16 protein-coding genes are annotated in these 19,756 nt (G+C 45.2%); 8 read left to right on the plus strand and 8 right to left on the minus strand.

The window, feature by feature from the left end; genetic code table 11:
* The first annotated feature begins 216 nt into the window (after positions 1–216).
* Complete coding sequence (locus BCU34_RS10465) at positions 217–1,689, plus strand: aminoacyl-histidine dipeptidase (RefSeq protein WP_102479772.1); 1,473 nt, start codon at positions 217–219, stop codon at positions 1,687–1,689.
* A gap of 155 nt (positions 1,690–1,844) precedes the next feature.
* On the opposite strand, the gene BCU34_RS10470 is transcribed toward BCU34_RS10465, so the two are convergent.
* Complete coding sequence (locus BCU34_RS10470) at positions 1,845–2,384, minus strand: DUF3332 domain-containing protein (protein ID WP_102478734.1); 540 nt, start codon at positions 2,382–2,384, stop codon at positions 1,845–1,847.
* A gap of 271 nt (positions 2,385–2,655) precedes the next feature.
* Here BCU34_RS10470 and BCU34_RS10475 point away from each other — a divergent pair, with 271 nt between their 5' ends.
* Positions 2,656–3,702: a succinylglutamate desuccinylase/aspartoacylase family protein gene (locus BCU34_RS10475; RefSeq protein WP_048658111.1), complete on the plus strand. Its 1,047-nt coding sequence runs from the start codon at positions 2,656–2,658 to the stop codon at positions 3,700–3,702.
* A 200-nt stretch (positions 3,703–3,902) separates the two neighbouring features.
* On the opposite strand, the gene BCU34_RS10480 is transcribed toward BCU34_RS10475, so the two are convergent.
* Entirely contained in the window at positions 3,903–4,220 is a 318-nt protein-coding gene (locus tag BCU34_RS10480; protein ID WP_017056240.1) for a DUF3622 domain-containing protein, read from the minus strand.
* A gap of 354 nt (positions 4,221–4,574) precedes the next feature.
* On the opposite strand from BCU34_RS10480, the gene BCU34_RS10485 reads away from it, so the two are divergent.
* Positions 4,575–5,582: an adenosine deaminase gene (locus tag BCU34_RS10485; protein ID WP_102478735.1), complete on the plus strand. Its 1,008-nt coding sequence runs from the start codon at positions 4,575–4,577 to the stop codon at positions 5,580–5,582.
* A gap of 67 nt (positions 5,583–5,649) precedes the next feature.
* On the opposite strand, the gene BCU34_RS10490 is transcribed toward BCU34_RS10485, so the two are convergent.
* Positions 5,650–6,834 (minus strand): NnrS family protein, encoded by a 1,185-nt coding sequence (locus BCU34_RS10490; RefSeq protein WP_102432650.1) that lies wholly within the window; start codon positions 6,832–6,834, stop codon positions 5,650–5,652.
* Between the two features lie 307 nt (positions 6,835–7,141).
* Between BCU34_RS10490 and BCU34_RS10495 the strand changes: the two genes are divergently transcribed.
* A complete protein-coding gene (locus BCU34_RS10495) occupies positions 7,142–7,696 on the plus strand; it encodes a gamma-glutamylcyclotransferase family protein (RefSeq protein ID WP_048668908.1) in 555 nt (184 codons plus the stop codon).
* Between the two features lie 80 nt (positions 7,697–7,776).
* On the opposite strand, the gene BCU34_RS10500 is transcribed toward BCU34_RS10495, so the two are convergent.
* Entirely contained in the window at positions 7,777–8,109 is a 333-nt protein-coding gene (locus BCU34_RS10500) for a tRNA-binding protein (RefSeq protein ID WP_102478736.1), read from the minus strand.
* 197 nt (positions 8,110–8,306) lie between these two features.
* On the opposite strand from BCU34_RS10500, the gene BCU34_RS10505 reads away from it, so the two are divergent.
* Positions 8,307–9,305 (plus strand): substrate-binding domain-containing protein, encoded by a 999-nt coding sequence (locus BCU34_RS10505; RefSeq protein ID WP_048658114.1) that lies wholly within the window; start codon positions 8,307–8,309, stop codon positions 9,303–9,305.
* A gap of 219 nt (positions 9,306–9,524) precedes the next feature.
* On the opposite strand, the gene galM is transcribed toward BCU34_RS10505, so the two are convergent.
* From galM to galE, 4 genes are all read right to left on the minus strand, one after another.
* On the minus strand, positions 9,525–10,604 hold the full coding sequence (galM, locus tag BCU34_RS10510) for a galactose-1-epimerase (protein WP_048658115.1): 1,080 nt from the start codon (positions 10,602–10,604) through the stop codon (positions 9,525–9,527).
* 113 nt (positions 10,605–10,717) lie between these two features.
* Positions 10,718–11,878: a galactokinase gene (gene galK / locus BCU34_RS10515; protein WP_102478737.1), complete on the minus strand. Its 1,161-nt coding sequence runs from the start codon at positions 11,876–11,878 to the stop codon at positions 10,718–10,720.
* Between the two features lie 219 nt (positions 11,879–12,097).
* Complete coding sequence (locus tag BCU34_RS10520; protein ID WP_102478738.1) at positions 12,098–13,150, minus strand: UDP-glucose--hexose-1-phosphate uridylyltransferase; 1,053 nt, start codon at positions 13,148–13,150, stop codon at positions 12,098–12,100.
* A 239-nt stretch (positions 13,151–13,389) separates the two neighbouring features.
* The gene (gene galE / locus BCU34_RS10525) at positions 13,390–14,409 is read right to left on the minus strand and encodes a UDP-glucose 4-epimerase GalE (RefSeq protein WP_048612262.1); all 1,020 of its coding nucleotides are present in this window, start codon (positions 14,407–14,409) and stop codon (positions 13,390–13,392) included.
* Between the two features lie 393 nt (positions 14,410–14,802).
* Here galE and ebgR point away from each other — a divergent pair, with 393 nt between their 5' ends.
* The 3 genes from ebgR to BCU34_RS10540 all read left to right on the plus strand — a co-directional run bounded on the left by ebgR (position 14,803) and on the right by BCU34_RS10540 (position 19,683).
* Entirely contained in the window at positions 14,803–15,786 is a 984-nt protein-coding gene (gene ebgR, locus BCU34_RS10530) for a transcriptional regulator EbgR (RefSeq protein ID WP_102479600.1), read from the plus strand.
* Positions 15,787–16,110: 324 nt separating this feature from the next.
* A complete protein-coding gene (ebgA, locus tag BCU34_RS10535) occupies positions 16,111–19,227 on the plus strand; it encodes a beta-galactosidase subunit alpha (RefSeq protein WP_102479189.1) in 3,117 nt (1,038 codons plus the stop codon).
* A gap of 3 nt (positions 19,228–19,230) precedes the next feature.
* Positions 19,231–19,683, plus strand: coding sequence for a beta-galactosidase subunit beta (locus tag BCU34_RS10540; protein WP_102479188.1), 453 nt, complete (start codon positions 19,231–19,233; stop codon positions 19,681–19,683).
* Positions 19,684–19,756 lie beyond the last annotated feature (73 nt).

Consider the following 19,756-nt stretch of genomic DNA (forward strand, 5'->3'; position numbering starts at 1 on the left):
CGTGTCATTTATAAGCATCAAAGCGCTTAATCATGATCAGATGGACAAGATCGCTTTCAAAATTTGAGCTATTTGAGGTTTAGAACCGCTACTCGTCAAAACACTCTAGTGGTATGCTGTTGCCATCAAAACAGACCCATATTTTAGATTTTTGTTCTAAGTTTTCACCTATAAAAACCCTAAATATATGGTTATCAAATAAAAAAGGAGTCATCCGTGTCTGAATTCCATTCTGAGATCAGTAAATTATCCCCTGCCCCTATTTGGCAGTTCTTCGATAAGATTTGCTCAATCCCACACCCTTCAAAGCATGAAGAAGAGCTTGCTCAATACATTATTGCTTGGGCAACAGAGCAAGGCCTAGATGTACGTCGTGACCCAACGGGCAACTTATTCATCAAGAAGCCAGCAACGCCGGGTATGGAAAACAAAAAAGGTGTGGTGCTACAAGCTCACATCGATATGGTTCCACAAAAGAACGAAGACACCGTTCATGACTTCGCTAAAGATCCAATCCAACCATACATCGATGGTGAGTGGGTTACAGCAAAAGGGACAACGCTTGGCGCTGATAACGGCATGGGCATGGCTTCTTGCCTAGCGGTTCTTGCTTCAAACGAAATCCAGCACGGCCCTATCGAAGTTCTACTAACAGTAGATGAAGAAGCAGGCATGACTGGTGCTTTCGGTCTTGAAGCGGGTTGGTTAGAAGGCGATATCCTTCTTAACACCGATTCAGAGCAAGAAGGCGAAGTGTACATGGGTTGTGCTGGCGGTATCGACGGCGCAATGACATTTGAAGTTGCACGTAATGCAATTCCTGCTGATTTCGTAACACGCAAGCTAACGTTGAAAGGCCTTAAAGGCGGTCACTCTGGTTGTGATATCCACACAGGCCGTGCAAACGCAAACAAACTGCTTGCTCGCTTCCTAGCGGGTCACGCGAAAGAGCTAGACCTACGCATCGTCGAATTCAAAGGCGGTAGCCTACGTAATGCGCTCCCTCGTGAAGGTTTCGTAACGGTTGCAGTACCTGCTGCAAACCAAGAGAAACTGGCTTCTCTATACAACTACTACACAGAGCTTCTTTCAACTGAGCTAGGTAAAGTAGAAGACAGCATTGTTACTTTCAACGAAGAAGCTTCGGTTGAAATGGGCGCTCTTGCAGCAGCTGACCAAGCTCGCTTTATCGCTGCACTAAACGCTGCGCCAAACGGCGTGATTCGTATGAGCGACGAGATTGAAGGTGTTGTTGAAACATCTCTAAACGTTGGTGTTATCACAACAGAAGAGAACTCAATCACTGTACTTTGCCTGATTCGCTCTTTGATCGATTCTGGCCGTAGCCAAGTTGAAAGCATGCTGAATTCTGTTGCTGAACTAGCAGGCGCGAGCATCGAGTTTTCTGGCGCTTACCCAGGTTGGAAGCCAGACGCAGATTCAGAAATCATGCACATCTTCCGCGACATGTACGAAGGTATCTACGGTCACAAGCCAAACATCATGGTTATCCATGCTGGTCTTGAGTGTGGTCTATTCAAAGAACCTTACCCGAATATGGATATGGTTTCTTTCGGCCCAACGATCAAGTTCCCGCACTCTCCTGATGAGAAAGTGAAGATCGACACCGTTGAGCTATTCTGGAACCAAATGGTTGCACTGCTTGAAGCAATCCCAGAAAAAGCATAATTCGATAAGCTATGTTTGTTCAATGAACCGTGCTTTTCAATAAATAGTACTTTTCAATAAATAGTACTTTTCAGTAAATGCCGTTTATTAGATACAAAAACAGGTACTCATTGAGTACCTGTTTTTGTATCTAATTTTTGTAATAAGCAAAAAAATTAAGCGCGTGAAGCTGCGTAGTTCTCTAGCTCATCAATTGAAGTTTGTGCAACCACTTCGCCATCGATGAAGTACGTTACCATCTCACCATCACGAACACCGATTAGTGTCGCTCGCTCACCAGATTGGTAAGTGATATCCATTTGGATTGTATTTTCATCAATCTGCTGCATCTGACCTTTTTCGATCATATTTACATTAGTGATTGGGCCTATCGGTGCTTCTGTTAGAGACGGATCTAGCTGATGGTTAATATCAAGGTAAGTATCAACCTTAGTATCAAAGATGTGCGGAGCACCCGTTAGTGGGTTGCTACCTGTCCAGAACTCTAGTGAGTTGAATACTAGGTAATCCGCTGCAACCGTTAGACCGTACGCAGGTGCCAACAGTAAGTTCAAACCGCCACGTGCGTAACGGTTATCAACCGCTTTAAGGTTGAACTTCATTAGGTAACCCGTTACTGCGTTGCTACCAACACAGCCAGACAAAGCAACAGATACCACTGCTAGTGCTACAACTTTTGAAATTGTTTTTTTCATTTTGATCTCGATATTTGAATTTGGCCGCCAAAAAATGGCGGTGGATAATACCAACGAACCAAATGACAAATATCAGCGCTAAATCAATGTATTGTCAGAAAATTCACAATTTGAAACACCCTTCAATTAACCAAATAAAAAACTGAAACCAATTCATAAGCCCCTTCATAAAAAACTTTTGTCGTCACCGTAAAGCGATTGATTCGTACTAAAAATCAACGATTGATACATTCCGTGTTAACGAATTATCACCATGTTGAGAACAACCTAAATGGCAAGACTAAAACCTAATCAACCATTCGAATTACTTGGTTATACTGTTCAGCCAGGACAACGAATGGAGATTGAACTGCAAGCGGCTCAGCTTTACACGCACTCTCCACTTTCGATCCCGATTGAAATTATTCACGGTCGCCAAGCAGGCCCAACACTGATGGTAAATGCGGCGATCCACGGCGATGAGCTAAACGGTGTTGAGATTGCTCGACAACTGACGAATGCTATCGATCCAAAAAAACTGAAAGGTACCTTGATTGTCGTGCCTATCGTTAACGTGTTCGGCTTTATCCATAAGTCTCGTTACCTACCAGACCGTCGCGACCTAAACCGTTGCTTCCCAGGTAGTGAGAAAGGATCGCTAACATCACGTATCGCTTACACTTTCTTCGAGAACGTGGCAAAGCACTGTGATTACATCTTGGATCTACACACGGGCGCGATTCACCGCACCAACCTGCCTCAGATTCGTGCAAACCTATCAAATCCAGAAACAATGCGCATCGCGAAAGCATTCGCAACACCAGTGATCATCGATTCACCACTGCGTGACGGTTCACTGCGTAGCGAAGCAGAAAAACTGGGGATTCCTGTATTAACTTACGAAGGTGGTGAAGCGCTGCGTTTTGATCATCTAGCGATTCGTGCGGGTTATCTTGGTGTGCATCAAGTGATGAAAGAAATCGGCATGCTGCGCCCTAACCGCAAAAAGTTGCCAGAGCCTGTGTTGAGTAAATCCACCAGCTGGATCCGCGCGGAATCAGACGGTATTTTGCGTAACATGGTAAGACTTGGCGAACAAGTTGAAGCAGGACAAACCCTTGCTTACATCAGTTCTCCATTAGGTCACCAAGAGGGCCAAGTGATCACAACCAAAGGCGGTATCGTGATTGGTCAACAAACTCTACCTTTGGTAAACGAAGGTGATGCTGTGTTCCATATTGCTTACTTTAAGCAAGACGATGAAGAAGTAGGACAATCAGTAGAAAGCTACATTGAAGAAGTAGCAGAAGACGATTGGCTAACTGCGCTGAATAACTAATCAGGCAATGCTTAAAAGTTTAAGAGCTCGACGTTAAAAGCGAGAAGCCAAACCGTGCTCTTAAACACAATAAAACAGAACTCCACAAACTAAAAAGCCCCAATATACTTTTAACTAGAAAGAGAAAAGTTATATCGGGGCTTTTTTTACAAATCCCTTATCTTAAAATTAAGGGATCTATAAATTAATCATGCACTGAATTACTCAGCGTCTTCTTGCTCTTCTGCACGAGCTTTAGCGCGCGCTTCACGTGCTTGCTCAGCTTTAAGCTCTTTAGTGTGACGTAGTTCGTCACGCTCTTTACGCTGCTCTGATTTACGCTCGTTACGTTCAGCTTGGTTAGCGATGAAAGATGCTAGCTCTTTCTCTGCCCACTCTTGTGCTAGAGCTTCAGTTTCGAAACCAGACTCACGCTTAGATACTGTAGTGCTGCGAGACGTTACTTGACGAGTAATCTCAGCACACCAACCGTTGCGTTTTTCTGTAAGGCGGATATCAAATTTTTTGTTCTTAGACATGTTCTATTTTTTCCTAAGGGAGATCATTAAGGGATCGGTCAACTTTGATAACTCCATCTAAGTGAGCATCTTTTAACACCATCCCTTGGTAAGCGCGGTATTAGAGCACAAATCAATGAATATTGCTGCAAATATTTGCAGCGGATCACACTCCAATGCTGCAAATCGTTTGCGCTTGATTTCTGTTAGTTCATAACTTCCAATTCATCATCAGTTTCTGCCCTGTTTTATCGACAACAATGAAATGAACTATGCTCAAACAGAGATAAATGAAAGAGATACCTGCTTGCTCAGGTTTATAGACTCTACTGCCTCACCTACTCCGCCCATAATTAAAATAGCTAAGGAGTTGCTATGGATAGCTTCATCAAACATTTACCGAAGGTTGAGCTGCACTTACACATAGAAGGTACATTAGAACCAGAGCTGATGTTCGAGCTCGCCAAGCGTAATAACGTGTCGATTCCCTTTGAGACCCCTGAACAAATACGAGAGGCGTACCAGTTCCACAATCTTCAATCCTTTCTCGATATCTACTATCAAGGTGCTAACGTACTGATTCATGAGCAAGATTTCTACGATCTGACGTGGGCTTATCTGTTGAAGTGCCAGCAAGATAATGTGGTTCACACTGAGATATTCTTCGACCCTCAAACCCACACTGAACGTGGCATCGCCTTTGACACGATTGTAGGCGGCATTACCCAAGCACTAGAGCAAGCCACACAGGAACTCGGGATCAGCAGCCAACTTATCATGTGTTTCCTGCGTCATCTCGATGAAGGCAGCGCGTTCGAGACACTCAAACAGGCCTTACCTTACAAAGACAAAATCATTGCGGTTGGGCTAGATTCATCAGAACAAGGCAACCCGCCAGAGAAGTTTAAACATGTATTCCGAGAAGCGATCAACCAAGGATTTCTGACTGTCGCGCACGCCGGAGAAGAAGGCCCTGCGCAAAATATTATCGACGCTCTGAGCTTGCTAAGCATTACCCGAATTGATCATGGCGTTCGCTGTATAGAAGATGAAGAACTGATGGAGCAGCTAATAGCCAAACGCACACCGCTGACGGTCTGCCCACTCTCGAATACTAAGCTCGAGGTCTTCGACACCATGCAAGAGCACAACATCGTCGAGCTGTTGAGAAAAGGGCTGTGCGTCACCATCAATTCCGATGATCCCGCTTACTTCGGCGGCTATATGAATGATAACTTCCTCGCCGTCGCCAATGCTCACCCAGTGACGAAAAACGAATTAGCGCAATTCAGTATTAATGCCATCGAAGCCAGTTTCATCTCGCCTCACGCCAAAGAAGATCTCATTACACAGGTACGCCAATACCTTGTTGCAAATACTTAATGAGTTATGAAGATCAAAAAGGGAAGCTCAGAGCTTCCCTTTCAGTATGGGTAGATAACCAATTAGCTTAGCCCGGGTGACCATCCACTCTTGGTGTTAATAGCATCATGCCGAACTTCCAGATAAATAGCCCAAATGCTAACGTCCATAAACCCGCACTGATGTTGACTATCTCAAATAAGTACGCCGGGAAAAAGGTCACACCTAGACTACGTACTAGCGCCGCGATAAAAATAGCCGAGAACGCCAAAGCCATACTTGGCCCTTTATAGATAGCACGACCGGTGTGCCCCATCGTCACGCGTGTAATCATCGCAAGAATTAACCCACTCAGACCACCAATCGCAAACAAGTGCAGCATATTGTGGCTCGCGAACGGGTTGTCCAACAGACCACGTAGCAGCAAGCTTAGAGGGATACATAGGTAAGCCGCATGCAGCGACCACACCAAAGGCTCAGACAAAGTTGTCCAAGGCTTCCAGCGGATAAAGCGTACCAATTGGGTTACACCTGCAAATACCATCAACTCATTGCCGACTTGAGCAAAGGTCAATGGGAAGAAACTCAACACAAATAAACCAACCAAAGGTAGATTCGCTAGCCATTCCAACCAAACTAAGGGTTGAGCTTTTTCAAAATCAAAACGACGCGCCGTGAAGAATGGAATAACTCGCCCACCCATTACAGACAGCAACAACGTAAACCACCACAACATCGCTTGCCATACCGCTGATGAAGGAAATGGAGGCATCCCCTTAATGGTCGCGTAACTAGCAAAGTTCGCCACGATAGCCAATATAAACAGTGGTACAAAGAACAGGTTCTTCCAGCCTTTCGACTTCACGACACGAAAACCAATTTCGTAGGCGGCGAAGATTAAGAACAACGCCTCAACCGACGAGATCAACCATAACGGAGCAGGTGTCCAAAACAGAATGCGAGGTGCGATCCATAAGCCAACAAGGGCAGCTAACCGATAGTGCTTGGTTCCGTTGACACCCGTCCACGTTTGTACCGCCGTTAACACAAAACCGACCACTATCGCCATTGAGAAACCAAACAGCATTTCGTGTACGTGCCACCAAAGCGCCGGTACTTTTAGCATTTCTGGCTGACCGTTTTGGAACATGATGACCCAAGCCACAATCGCGATCACAGCATAGAGACTGCCTAAAAAGAAGAAAGGTCTAAACCCCAAACGAAGATAAGCAGGAATTGCATCTTCTACACTTTTATCTGTGATATTTAACAAACTCGTTCCTCATTTCAGATAACAAGCCAAGTGTGGCTTCTGGGAATTGCTATTTAATAGTCAAATTCGTGATGCAGTAATTTCTACTGCCATATTACTTTCAACAATGCACGAAACGCGCCAAACATAGAAACCTTTTAAAAACAACAATCAACGCACTTTTTCAAGTCAAAAGCGAGTCAATTAAACACAATCAAAAGAGTCAATTTAACTCGCAAGTGTATAAAAATAAAAACGGCTGACTTTTGATGAAACGACACATATAGTAAGACTAGACTTAAATGGAACAACTCAGACAAGGAATGCGATGTATATTTTTGGTTATGGTAGCTTAATCAACTCATCTTCACGCCAGCTTACCGGTCAGACTGGGCAAGCGATCCCTGCGATTGTTCATGGCTTAATTCGCCATTGGAGCAAGATCGATGACAGTTATGTTTTATCACCTTTGATCGTCAATCTCGGCAAGGGACAGGTGAATGGTGTGTTGCTTGAGGTGGATGATATTGCACTGGCTGAGTTTGATCGCCGTGAGCGAGGTTATCATCGAATCGAATTAAAGGCCTCTCAGATAGAAAGCCAAAATGAGTTCAAACAGGATCAATCGATCTGGGTTTACATCAAAGACGAGATTGAGGCTCCTTGCGAAAACAGCCCTATCGTTCAAACCTATGTCGACACGGTATTGGCAGGATGTTTAGAGGTGTCTGAAAGCTTTGCGGCGCACTTTGTTAAACACACACAAGGTTGGCATCACCCATTAGAAAATGATCGCCACCAGCCTAAATACGGCAATCTTGCTGGGGTTTCCGATCACCACCACAGTGTAATTGATGGCTTGATACTGACTGTACGAAGCTAGCTTATGTACCTTGTTAATGAATATACATAGCGAGTTAATTTAGGTTGGTGAACACATTAGATCACCAACCTAAAGAGAGCTTAAACGACACGAATACCTGCTGGCATCGCACGTTCAGGTGTCAGTAATACACTTTCAGATTCATCTTCCGTTTCGGCACATAACAACATGCACTCAGAAGTGTGGCCTCTCACCTTCGCCTTCGCTAGATTGCACAAAACAACAACCTGCTTGCCCATTAACTCTTCTTCTGTGTAATAAGGTACTAAACTGGTCACCGTTTGTAGCGTTTTGTCACCCACATCCACTTGCACGATGTAAAGCTTGTCCGCATTTTCATGACGCACAACCTCGATGATCTTACCGACACGCATTTCTAACTTAGCAAAGTCACCATAAGAGACAGTATCCATTTCTCACTTCCTATATTGATTTATTTTCACCCATTAAATCATTTACTAAAATTAAGTAAAATGTAAATGTTTACACTAGCATTAAGCCTAATAATTACAAGCGGTAAAGATCTCATTACTGGAAGTAAAATGAGAGTTTCGTTGCCTTACTATCATTGTCGGTGTTAAATAGATGCAGCAATGTATAGAGGTTAAAAATGGCAACAATTAAAGATGTAGCAAAGGAAGCTGGTGTTTCTGTTGCAACCGTATCTCGAGTGATCAACAAGTCTCCCAAGGCGAGTGCAAGCTCGGTAGAGTCTGTAACTAAAGCGATGTCTAAACTCGGCTATCGCCCGAATGCCAATGCTCGCGCTCTGGTAAGCCAAAGCACAAACACTGTTGGTGTATTGGTCGGTGACATCTCCGATCCCTTTTTTGGCACGCTAGTTAAGGCTGTCGATAATGTCGCTCGTGAGAACGGAAAACATATCCTTGTCGGTAATGGCTCACACGATCGTGAAGAAGAGAGACAAGCGATTGAGTTACTGATTAACAGCCGTTGCGATGCTTTGGTGATCCACTCAAAAGGCCTGACAGACGAAGAACTGATTGCCTATGCAAAAGAAGTCAAAGGCTTAGTGCTGATCAACCGTTATATTGCAGAGATTGCCAACCGTTGTATTTTCTTGGACAACAAAAAAGGCGCGTATCTTGCGACTGAATATCTGATCCGCCATGGTCATCAGAATATTGCCTGTATCGCCTCATCGCATAGCATTGAAGATGCCGATGAACGTATCCAAGGTTACTTAGCGGCACTCTCAGATTACAAAATTGCGCTCTCTGACAGCTATATTGAATACTCAGCACCCACCAGTGACGGTGGCGAATACGCCATGACTAACCTTTTGACTAAATCACTGCCAATCACCGGTATTGTTGCATACAACGATTACATGGCAGCAGGTGCTTTATCTGTCCTTGATGAAAACGGTATTCAAGCGCCGGACGAAATGTCGATCATCGGCTTCGATGATGGCTTGATTGCCCGCTATGTTCATCCAAAGCTAACCACCATTCGCTACCCAATTCAGATGATGGCAGAGAAAGCGACACGACTCGCGTTGCACCTAGCCAAAGGTGAAAACACCTCAACTGAGCCAATGATGTTCTCTCCGACTTTGGTACGCCGTAATTCGGTAGAGAAAGTCTAAGCTCTAGTCTACTCACCAAGCAATAAACAAAAAAAAGCCCTAACAGAATCGCTTCTGTTAGGGCTTTCCTACCTTACTCGGATACTCAACAATCGCGCTTAATAAACCGCACTCTTGTTGAGCGCCACTTTTGCTCATCCCCCAAGAACAACGCGATAATTCACATCGTCCTATTCACAAGCAAAAGACATTGGCGTAACCGTTTTGAACTAGAGCGTACTAGTTTGAAGAATCCCCCGAAAATTCAAACTGGTAACAGGTACTGTAGTTATATTCTTGTTCAGGCTTGAGAATACAACTGTCCTGCTTCCACTCTGGGTGGTTAGGAGAGTCAGGTAAGAACTGAGTTTCTAGCGCCAAACCAGCGTAGTCTTCATAGCTACCACCACTTCGGTTTGGTGTGCCACCAAGCCAGTTTCCGGTGTATAGCTGCATCGCAGGTTTGGTTGAAAATACTTTTAGTGTGACGAGCGCATCTGGTGAGGTTACGGTAGCGGCACATTGAGTGCGCTTGCAGCCGTCAGCCAATAAGAAAGAGTGGTCGTAACCCTTTGCTGCTTTCTGCTGTTCATCACCCAACAAACGCTCTGAGATCATCATAGGCTGATTGAAGTCGAAGCTGGTCGATTTCACCGATTTAAGGTTACCTAATGGAATACCCACCGAATTGGTCGGTAAGAATTGATTGGCGTTGATGCTGACAATGTGTGACAAACAATCGTGTCCGGCTTCTGCGCCAAGTAGATTGAAGTAAGCATGATTCGTTAGATTAACCACGGTTGGCTTATCGGTGGTTGCAGAGTAATTAATGGAAACTCGATTGTCTTCGGTGATGTCATAACGCACCGACACATTCAAATTCCCCGGAAATCCTTGGTCGCCATCAGCAGACTCAAGAGTAAACACCACTGACGTTTCGGTTTTCTCGGTAATATTCCAACGACGTTTATCAAAACCGTTCGGACCACCATGCAAGGTATTGCCCGCTTGGTTGGTTTCCAGCTTGTAGTTCTGACCATCAATTTTAAAGCGACCATTGGCAATGCGGTTAGCATAACGGCCAACGGTTGTGCCCATATAGCTGGCTTGCTTCTCGAAATTATCCATTGAGTTAACACCCAATAGCACTTCTCTTCTATTTCCTTTTACTGGCAAGATACAGCTCAACCACGTTGCGCCAATATCCATGAATGTCACTTCCATGCCGTGTACATTCGACAGCGTGACAAGCTGAGCAGGTTGGCCATCATAGGCTGCAGTTTCTGTCATGGATTGATGCAGGTTCTGCGCTTGTGTCATTCTAAATTCCTTCTACTGCCAGTAAAAAGCCTCTACGTTTGAGGTAAAGGCTTTAGTATTTGGCCTACCATGATCTTTTTACTTGGTAAGCTCTATATTAAGTCTCGAAGCAGTTAGATTACTTCAATTAGGCTGGCGCCGTCTTTCGCTTGGCACACATAAATAGATTCTTTTAGACCCGTCGCCGCTTGATATTTCTGCTCCACAGTTGTTTTAATTTCATCAACCAATGCAGGTGGAACCAAAGCCACAATACAACCACCGAAACCACCGCCCGTCATACGCACACCGCCTTGCTCACCGATCACTTCTTTGACCATATCTACCAGCGTATCAATCTCTTTCACTGTGATTTCAAAGTCATCACGCATTGATGCATGCGATTCTGCCATCAGTTCACCCATACGCTTCATGTCGTGAGTACGCAGAGCTTGAGCCGCTTCAACGGTACGGTCATTTTCAGTAATCACGTGACGAGCACGCTTAGCAACCATCTCGTCCAACTCAGATTCTTTCGCTTTGAACTGTTCAATGGTCACATCACGAAGTGCCGGAACACCAAAGATGCGCGCCGCTTCTTCACATTGTTCACGACGCGTGTTGTATTCGCTGTCGACTAAGCCGCGTTTCTTGTTTGAGTTGATGATAACCACAGCCATATCTTCTGGCATTGAAACCGCTTGAGTCTCTAGGCTACGACAGTCCAAAAGCATTGCGTGATTTGCGCGACCTTCTGCAGAGATCATCTGGTCCATAATGCCGCAGTTACAGCCTACAAATTCGTTTTCAGCTTGCTGACCATTAAGCGCCACTTCGGCTTGGCTGATCTCTAGGTTGTAAAGCACCTTGAATGTTTGACCAATCACCACTTCCAGTGCCGCAGAAGAACTTAAGCCAGCACCTTGAGGCACGTTGCCCGTTACAGAGATATCTGCACCTGTAAATTCAAAACCGCGACCTTTTAAGCACTTCACCACACCACGAATGTAATTAGCCCACATCTTGTCTTGTTGAAATGTGATCTCTTGAGTTAGGTCGAATTCATCCACAGCATTGCCGTAGTCCACCGACACTACGCGCACGATGTTGTCGTCACGTTTAGCCGCTGCGACTACCGTCTGGTAGTTAATGGCACACGGTAGAACAAAACCATCGTTGTAGTCAGTGTGTTCACCGATCAGGTTCACACGACCTGGTGCTTGGATAATATGAGTCGCTTGGTAGCCAAGGACTTGCTCAAAAGATGCTTTCACGTTTTGGATTAGGTCAGACATAAGTAAACTCTCTGGTTAAACTCTTTGTTCAATTGGTTATGGCCCCTTCACGGCACCACTTTAATTCTTTTAGATTTCCCTATCTCGTTCATCTCTCACAATAGGGAATGACAATATCGACTCCTAAGTAACGAAGCAACCAAGCTTCTCACCTGCCGTCATTCCAGAATCGAGGGACGAGATATCAGGAATCTCGCTCGTTATCTACGAAGCAACGTATTACTGCTCTTTATAGTGAACGTCACTCAAATCACGAAGACGTTGCGCTGCTTGTTCTGCGGTTAAATCACGCTGAGATTCTGCCAGCATTTCATAGCCAACCATGAACTTACGAACCGAAGCACTGCGTAACAGTGGCGGGTAGAACAAGGCATGCAACTGCCAATGATCGATATCCGTACCTTCTTCAAAGAATGGCGCATAGTGCCAGCCCATCGAGTATGGGAATGAACATTGGAATAGGTTGTCGTAGCGACTCGTTAGCTTCTTAATCGCAAGTGCCAAGTCATCACGTTGTTCGTCAGTCAGTTCACTCATGCGGCGAATGTGTGTTTTTGGCAGCAACATGGTTTCGAATGGCCACGCAGCCCAGTAAGGAACCACAGCAACCCAATGTTCGGTTTCAACGACAGTGCGTGAGCCGTCTTTCATTTCAGCTTCAACGTAATCCACTAATAGGTTTGAACCTTGTTGCTCAAAGTATTCTTTTAGAAGCTTTTCTTTACGTTCAATCTCGTTTGGCAGAAAGCTGTTCGCCCAAATTTGACCGTGTGGATGAGGCTGAGAGCAGCCCATGGTCTCGCCTTTGTTTTCAAACGCTTGAACCCATAGGTAGTCTTTACCTAGCTCTTCAATCTGTTCATTCCATGTATCAATCACACCGCGAATCTTGTTTACTGGTAACTCTGGCAACGTTTTGCTGTGGTCCGGAGAGAAACAGATCACACGGCTTAACCCGCGAACACCTTGAGTCTTGAATAGAGGGTTTTCAGACTCTGGAGCATCAGGTGAATCAGGCATCAACGCCGCGAAATCATTACTGAATACGTAAGTGCCGTCGTAATCTGGGTTTTCGTCGCCCGAGATACGCGTATTGGTTGGGCACAAGAAACACTCTTTCTCGTACGCAGGAAGCTGCGCAGTCGATGGCTTTTCATCTTGACCACTCCAAGGACGTTTTGCTCGGTGCGGTGATACTAAGATCCACTGACCCGTTAATGGGTTATAACGACGATGCGGGTGGTCTACTGGGTTAAATTCAACTTTTGACATGTTTAGATTGCTCTCAAATTTTGTGTCTTGGTCAATTCACCAAAATGAATAATTCTTCTACAAGGAGATTCCCTATCACGCTCGTTCCTCGCAGTAGGGAATGACGTTCAGAAATCGTAGTTTTAAAATTCGTCATTCCAGAATCGAGGCACGAGATATCTGGAATCTCGCTTTTCTCATCTCTTATCTCTGCTTTCCCAAAGAAATTAGAGATGCAGCTAACAACGCTGCGGCTTCAATTACGAAGGGGAATAGCCGTTCGGGTTATTCGACTGCCAGTTCCACGTATCCGCCGTCATCTCCATCACGCTACGCGTCGCCTTCCAGCCAAGCTCGCGCTCTGCTTTTTCAGTGCTTGCCCAACATTCGGCAATGTCACCTGCGCGGCGTGGGCAAAGTTCATAAGGAACCGGTTTGCCCGATGCTTGTGCGAAGGCTTCAACCATCTCGAGTACACTTGAGCCTTTGCCAGTACCTAGGTTGTAAATGTGTAAGCCCGCTTTCTCACCAACCACTTTTAGTGCTGCGACATGGCCATCCGCTAAATCCATTACGTGAATATAGTCACGAACGCCTGTGCCATCGACTGTTGGGTAATCGTTTCCAAAAACAGCCAGTTTTTCACGACGACCGACGGCTACTTGAGCAATAAACGGCATTAAATTATTTGGGATACCTTGTGGATCTTCACCCATAGTGCCCGATGGATGTGCACCTACTGGGTTGAAGTAACGCAGTAAAGTAACGCTCCAATCATTCTCCGCGTTGAACAGATCGCTTAAGCACTCTTCCACCATATATTTGCTGCGACCATAAGGGTTAGTTGTCGCGCCAGTTGGTGAAGTTTCAGTAATCGGCACCACTTCTGGATCGCCGTAAACAGTAGCCGAAGAACTAAATACGATGCTTTTCACACCCGCTTTCTTCATGCTTCGAGCTAACACCAGTGAACCATTGACGTTGTTATCGTAGTATTCCAAAGGCTTAGCAACCGACTCCCCTACCGCTTTCAGGCCAGCAAAGTGAATCACCGCTTGGATATCGTTTTCTGAAAACACGCTATCTAGAAAAGATTGGTCACGAATGTCGCCAAGATAAAACGTTGGTCGCTTGCCAGTTAACGATTCGATTCGTTCCAGCACTAGCTCTTTGCTGTTGCAAAGGTTATCAACAATGATTGGCTCCATACCTGCCTGTATCATTTGAATGCATGTATGACTTCCGATGTAACCCATGCCGCCCGTAACCAGTACTTTCACAATCAACCTCTCTTTGTCGTCATTCGTGGGCTAACTCGGACTGACATTCAGCTCAGTAGCACCGTATGTCAGAAATAGTAGCAGCCATTTTGACTATAATTCTGTGATCAAAACCACGAAGTGTAAACGTTTACACCAACTTTCATCCTTGGTACCGATCATGACATCGAGATAACGTATAGCCATTAACTTCTAATTCATTGAATTTTAATAAGATAATTATAGATAGTTAGATTTGAGACATCACAGAGGAGTTGAGCATTTATTTTACTAAAAGTTAATGCAATGACGTCCAGTTTGATTACAATAGGTCTGTAGAATAAAGAGGTGCATTGCTTTTTTACTAAATACCAATTTCAAAGCAGCGCAATGTTCCAATAACAGGAAGTGAGTATGGCAACGTTAAAAGATATCGCGACTGAAGCGAATGTATCATTGGCTACAGTTTCAAGGGTTCTCAATGAAGATCCAACATTAAGCGTCAAGGAAGAGACCAAAAGGCGTATCTTTGAAATTGCAGAGAAGTTGGAATACAAAACCAGCAGCTCACGAAAAACCGTTAGCAGTAAAAAACAAAACCATCACTTCCTAGCACTGTATAACTACAAGCAAGAAGCTGAGGTTAACGACCCTTACTACCTGTCGATTCGTCACGGGATTGAAACCCAATGCGAAAAGATGGAAGTTAAGCTAACCAACTGTTATGAAAGCAAAATACAAATTAATTCAGCGCCAATCACAGGTATTTTGTTAGTCGGAAGAATGACACCAGAGGTTATCGAGCAAGCTAAAAAGCTGAGCGATAATATCTGTTATGTCGATTTTACTGATCACTCAGAACCTTATGACTCTGTCGATATCGACCTGGCTTTGATCAGCAAAGAGATCACCAACTTCTTTATCAATCAAGGCTATGAGCGCATCGGCTTTATTGGTGGCCAAGACGACGTCAACACCCCTGATATTCGTGAAGTGGCCTTTGCTGAATATGGCAGCCTCAAGAACGTTGTCAGTGAGCAAGACATCTACCGTGGTGACTTCTCTAGCTCTTCAGGTTACAAGCTTGCAAAGCAGATGCTCGCGACAGGCGACTACCCTAAAGCCATGTTTATTGCGTCAGATTCCATCGCAATTGGCGTTTTACGAGCAGTTCATGAGCACGGATTAAACATTCCTGAAGATATTGCGCTGATTAGTGTAAACGACATCCCAACAGCTAAATTTACCTTCCCATCTTTATCGACTGTTCGTATTCACTCTGAACTCATGGGAATTCAAGGCGTTAACCTGTTGATCGAGAAAGTACGCGACGGTCGCACTATCCCATTACGCGTCTATGTTCCAAGCAAACTCAAGCTGCGTGATACAACAAAATAATTAAATATATCAAATAGATAAATTAAGGCCACCTTTGTTGAAGGTGGCCTTTTTTGTGCCCATCACATACATCAATCGACACATATGCCCCTCTTTAACCTGCTGTATAAATCAGCTAATAGCATTCTTTTAAGTGGATCACACAGCACCGCAAAAAGACCATAAAAAACGTGATGAAGTTAAAGTAAAACGTTCTCACTAATTTCATTTAGTAAAACTTTTACTAATAATTACCTCAGTCCAAAAATACTCGTATTCACTACGACCCAATTACGCATAAGAACGTCGGTCAGCAAACTGCATTCAGACCGAGAGAGAGGCAACGTGAACAACTGGGAAAACTTCCTGAACTTACATGAGAACCGTATGGCACCGCGTGCATACTTCTTCTCATACGCATCAGAAACAAATGCAAAAACGTTTCAGCGTGAACTGAGCAGCCACTTCCAACTATTGAGTGGCCAATGGAATTTCAGCTACTTCACCAATCCGCTATTGGTTCCTGAAGAGTTTTATTCTCAGGAAATGAGCGACTGGGGCAACATCACGGTTCCAAACATGTGGCAAATGGAAGGCCACGGCGATCTTCAATACACAGATGAAGGTTTCCCATTCCCAATTGACGTGCCTTTCGTACCATCAGACAACCCAACCGGCGCATACCAACGCTCTTTCTTCCTTGGCGAAAGCTGGGACGAAAAACAAACCATCATCAAATTTGATGGCGTTGAAACTTACTTCGAAGTTTACGTAAACGGCGAATATGTAGGTTTCAGCAAAGGTAGCCGCCTAACCGCTGAGTTCGATATCTCTAGCCAGGTAACAGCAGGCAACAACCTACTTTCTATTCGTGTGATGCAGTGGGCCGATTCAACCTACATTGAAGACCAAGACATGTGGTGGACGGGCGGTATCTTCCGTGACGTTTACCTCGTAGGTAAAGAACAGCTGCACATTCAAGACGTTACCGTTCGCACTGATTTCGACGACGCTTACCAAAGCGCTACCCTGTCGTGCAAAGTGGAACTAGAAAACCTAGCAGCAGCGGCAAACGCAACCCTTGAGTACGCATTGCTTGATGGCAGCCAAGTTATCTCGCAAGGCTCAGTAGATAACCTAACTGTTCCTAACCAACAGACTGGCGGCAATGCCGATACTCAATTCTCTATCGATGTAGTGAACCCTGTTCAATGGAACGCTGAAAACCCATACCTTTACCAACTGCTGCTGACGCTGAAAGACGCTGACGGCAAAGTGTTAGAAGTAATCCCACAACGCGTTGGTTTCCGTGACATTAAAGTTCGTGATGGTCTGTTCTACATCAACAACAAATACGTGATGCTGCATGGTGTGAACCGCCACGACAACGACCACCTAAAAGGTCGTGCTGTTGGGATGGATCGCGTAGAAAAAGACTTAGTGTTGATGAAGCAACACAACATCAACTCAGTACGTACAGCGCACTACCCGAACGACCCACGTTTCTACGAACTGTGTGATATCTACGGTCTGTTCGTGATGGGCGAAACCGATGTTGAAACACACGGTTTTGCTAACGTTGGCGACTTAAGCCGCATCACTAACGATGCAGCATGGGAAGCGGTGTTTGTTGAGCGTATCGAGCGTCATATTCACGCTCAAAAGAACCACCCTTCTATCATCATGTGGTCACTGGGTAACGAGTCTGGTTACGGCTGCAACATCCGTTCTATGTACGATGCAGCAAAAGCCATTGATGACACGCGTCTGGTTCATTACGAAGAAGACCGTGATGCTGAAGTGGTCGACATCATTTCAACCATGTACTCACGAGCTCAACTGATGAATGCCTTCGGTGAATTCCCGCACGAAAAGCCACGCATCATCTGTGAATACGCACACGCAATGGGTAACGGCCCGGGCGGTTTAACCGAGTACCAGAACGTATTCTACAAGCATGATGCCATTCAAGGTCACTATGTTTGGGAATGGTGTGACCACGGCATTCTAGCGCGTGATGAAGCAGGCACAGAGTTCTACAAATACGGCGGTGACTACGGTGACTACCCGAACAACTACAACTTCTGCATGGACGGTTTGATCTACCCGGATCAAACGCCAGGCCCAGGCTTGAAAGAGTACAAGCAAGTGATTGCCCCTGTGAAGCTTCGCGATTTCGATGCACAAACGGGCACCTTTACGGTAGACAACAAGCTTTGGTTCTCAAACATCGATGACTACACCATCACTGCGGAAATCCGCGCTGAGGGTGAAACCATTGCCGTACAACACATCAAGGTTGAAGAACTGGCTGAGAACTCTAGCCGTGAACTAACGCTTAACTTGCCACAGCTTGATGCGCGCGAAGTGTTTGTGAACTTTACGGTTCGTAAGGATTCTCGTACTTCATACAGCGAGGCGAACCACGACATCGCGGTTTATCAGTTCCAAGTGAAAGAGAACACAGCACAACTTGAAGCCTTCACGAACAACAATGCAACTGCACTGAATGTTGAAGAGTCTCGCTTAGCTTACCTAATCAAAGGCCACAACTTTGCTCTGAATTTCTCAAAAGTGAACGGCAAGCTGACGTCCTGGTTAGTCAATGGCGAAGAACTGATTAAGTCGGAGCCTAAACTGAACTTCTTCAAGCCAATGATCGATAACCATAAGCAAGAGCACGATGGTTACTGGGAACCTGCACACCTGCAGATCATGCAAGAGCACTTCCGCACGCTAAACGTGGAAGAGAACAACGGCAAGATTGAGATCACCACCACCAGTATCATTGCTCCACCAGTATTCGATTTCGGCATGCGCTGTGAATATCGCTACCAGATCAGTTCCGAAGGTCAATTAAACGTTGAGCTAGGTGGCGAACGCTACGGTGATTACCCACACGTGATTCCAGTGATTGGTTTCGACATGGGCATCAACGGCGACTTCGACCAAGTCCAATATTACGGACGTGGCCCTGAAGAGAACTACCAAGACAGCAAGCAAGCCAACATGATTGACGTTTACCAATCAACCGTGGCTGACATGTTCGAGAACTACCCATTCCCACAAAACAACGGCAACCGCCAACACGTTCGTTGGGCTGCGCTTTCAAGTCGCGCTGGCAATGGTATTGCGGTGAAACCACAACAAGAAATCAACTTCAGCGCGTGGTTCTACACCAACCAAAATCTGCATCAAGCACAGCACACGATTGAGCTAGAGAAGAGTGGCTACATCACGCTAAATCTAGATCACCAAGTGATGGGCTTAGGCTCAAACTCTTGGGGCAGTGAAGTGTTGGATTCTTACCGCGTATACATGGATGAGTTCCGCTACGGTCTAACGCTAGTGCCATTCCAAGCAGGTGACTGTAATGCACAAGCACTTATCAATCATAACTTTGGTGACGAGTTCTTCACGGCGAATACGCCAACAACTCAACCACAACAGAACGAGGCATAAGCGATGATCGTTTTAGACAACCTAGAGCAATTTAAAGTCGTTTACCGCGACGGTCGTAAATGGCAACGCTGTGTAGAAGCGATTGAAAACATCGGCAACATCAAAGATGGCGTGATGTATTCGATTGGTGACTCACTGGCTTACATGATTGAAGACGGTGTGGCTCGTAACACAGAAAACTTCACCGGCAACCGTCGTTACTTTGATGTGCACTACTACTTGGAAGGTCGTGAAACGGTTGAGTTTGCTGATAAGTCTCAACTTGAACAGACCCAAGCTTACAGCGATGAAACCGACCGTGAACACCTACTGGGTAACGGTGAAACTCGTGAGTTAGTTGAAGGCCAAGTGGCGATCTTTGATAACAGCAAAGCTTATCGCTTTCACGGTGATAACCGAGTTCGCAAAGTGGTGCTGAAAGTGACTATCGAAGACGGCTACTTCCTTAATAAGTAAGTAACTGAAGCTAAAGAAGTAACCGACATTAAGCTACCGAAGCCAAACAGCTGAAAGTAGCAACAACAAAATC

Source organism: Vibrio sp. 10N.286.45.E10 (assembly GCF_002874195.2).
Taxonomy (GTDB): Bacteria; Pseudomonadota; Gammaproteobacteria; order Enterobacterales; family Vibrionaceae; genus Vibrio; species Vibrio crassostreae.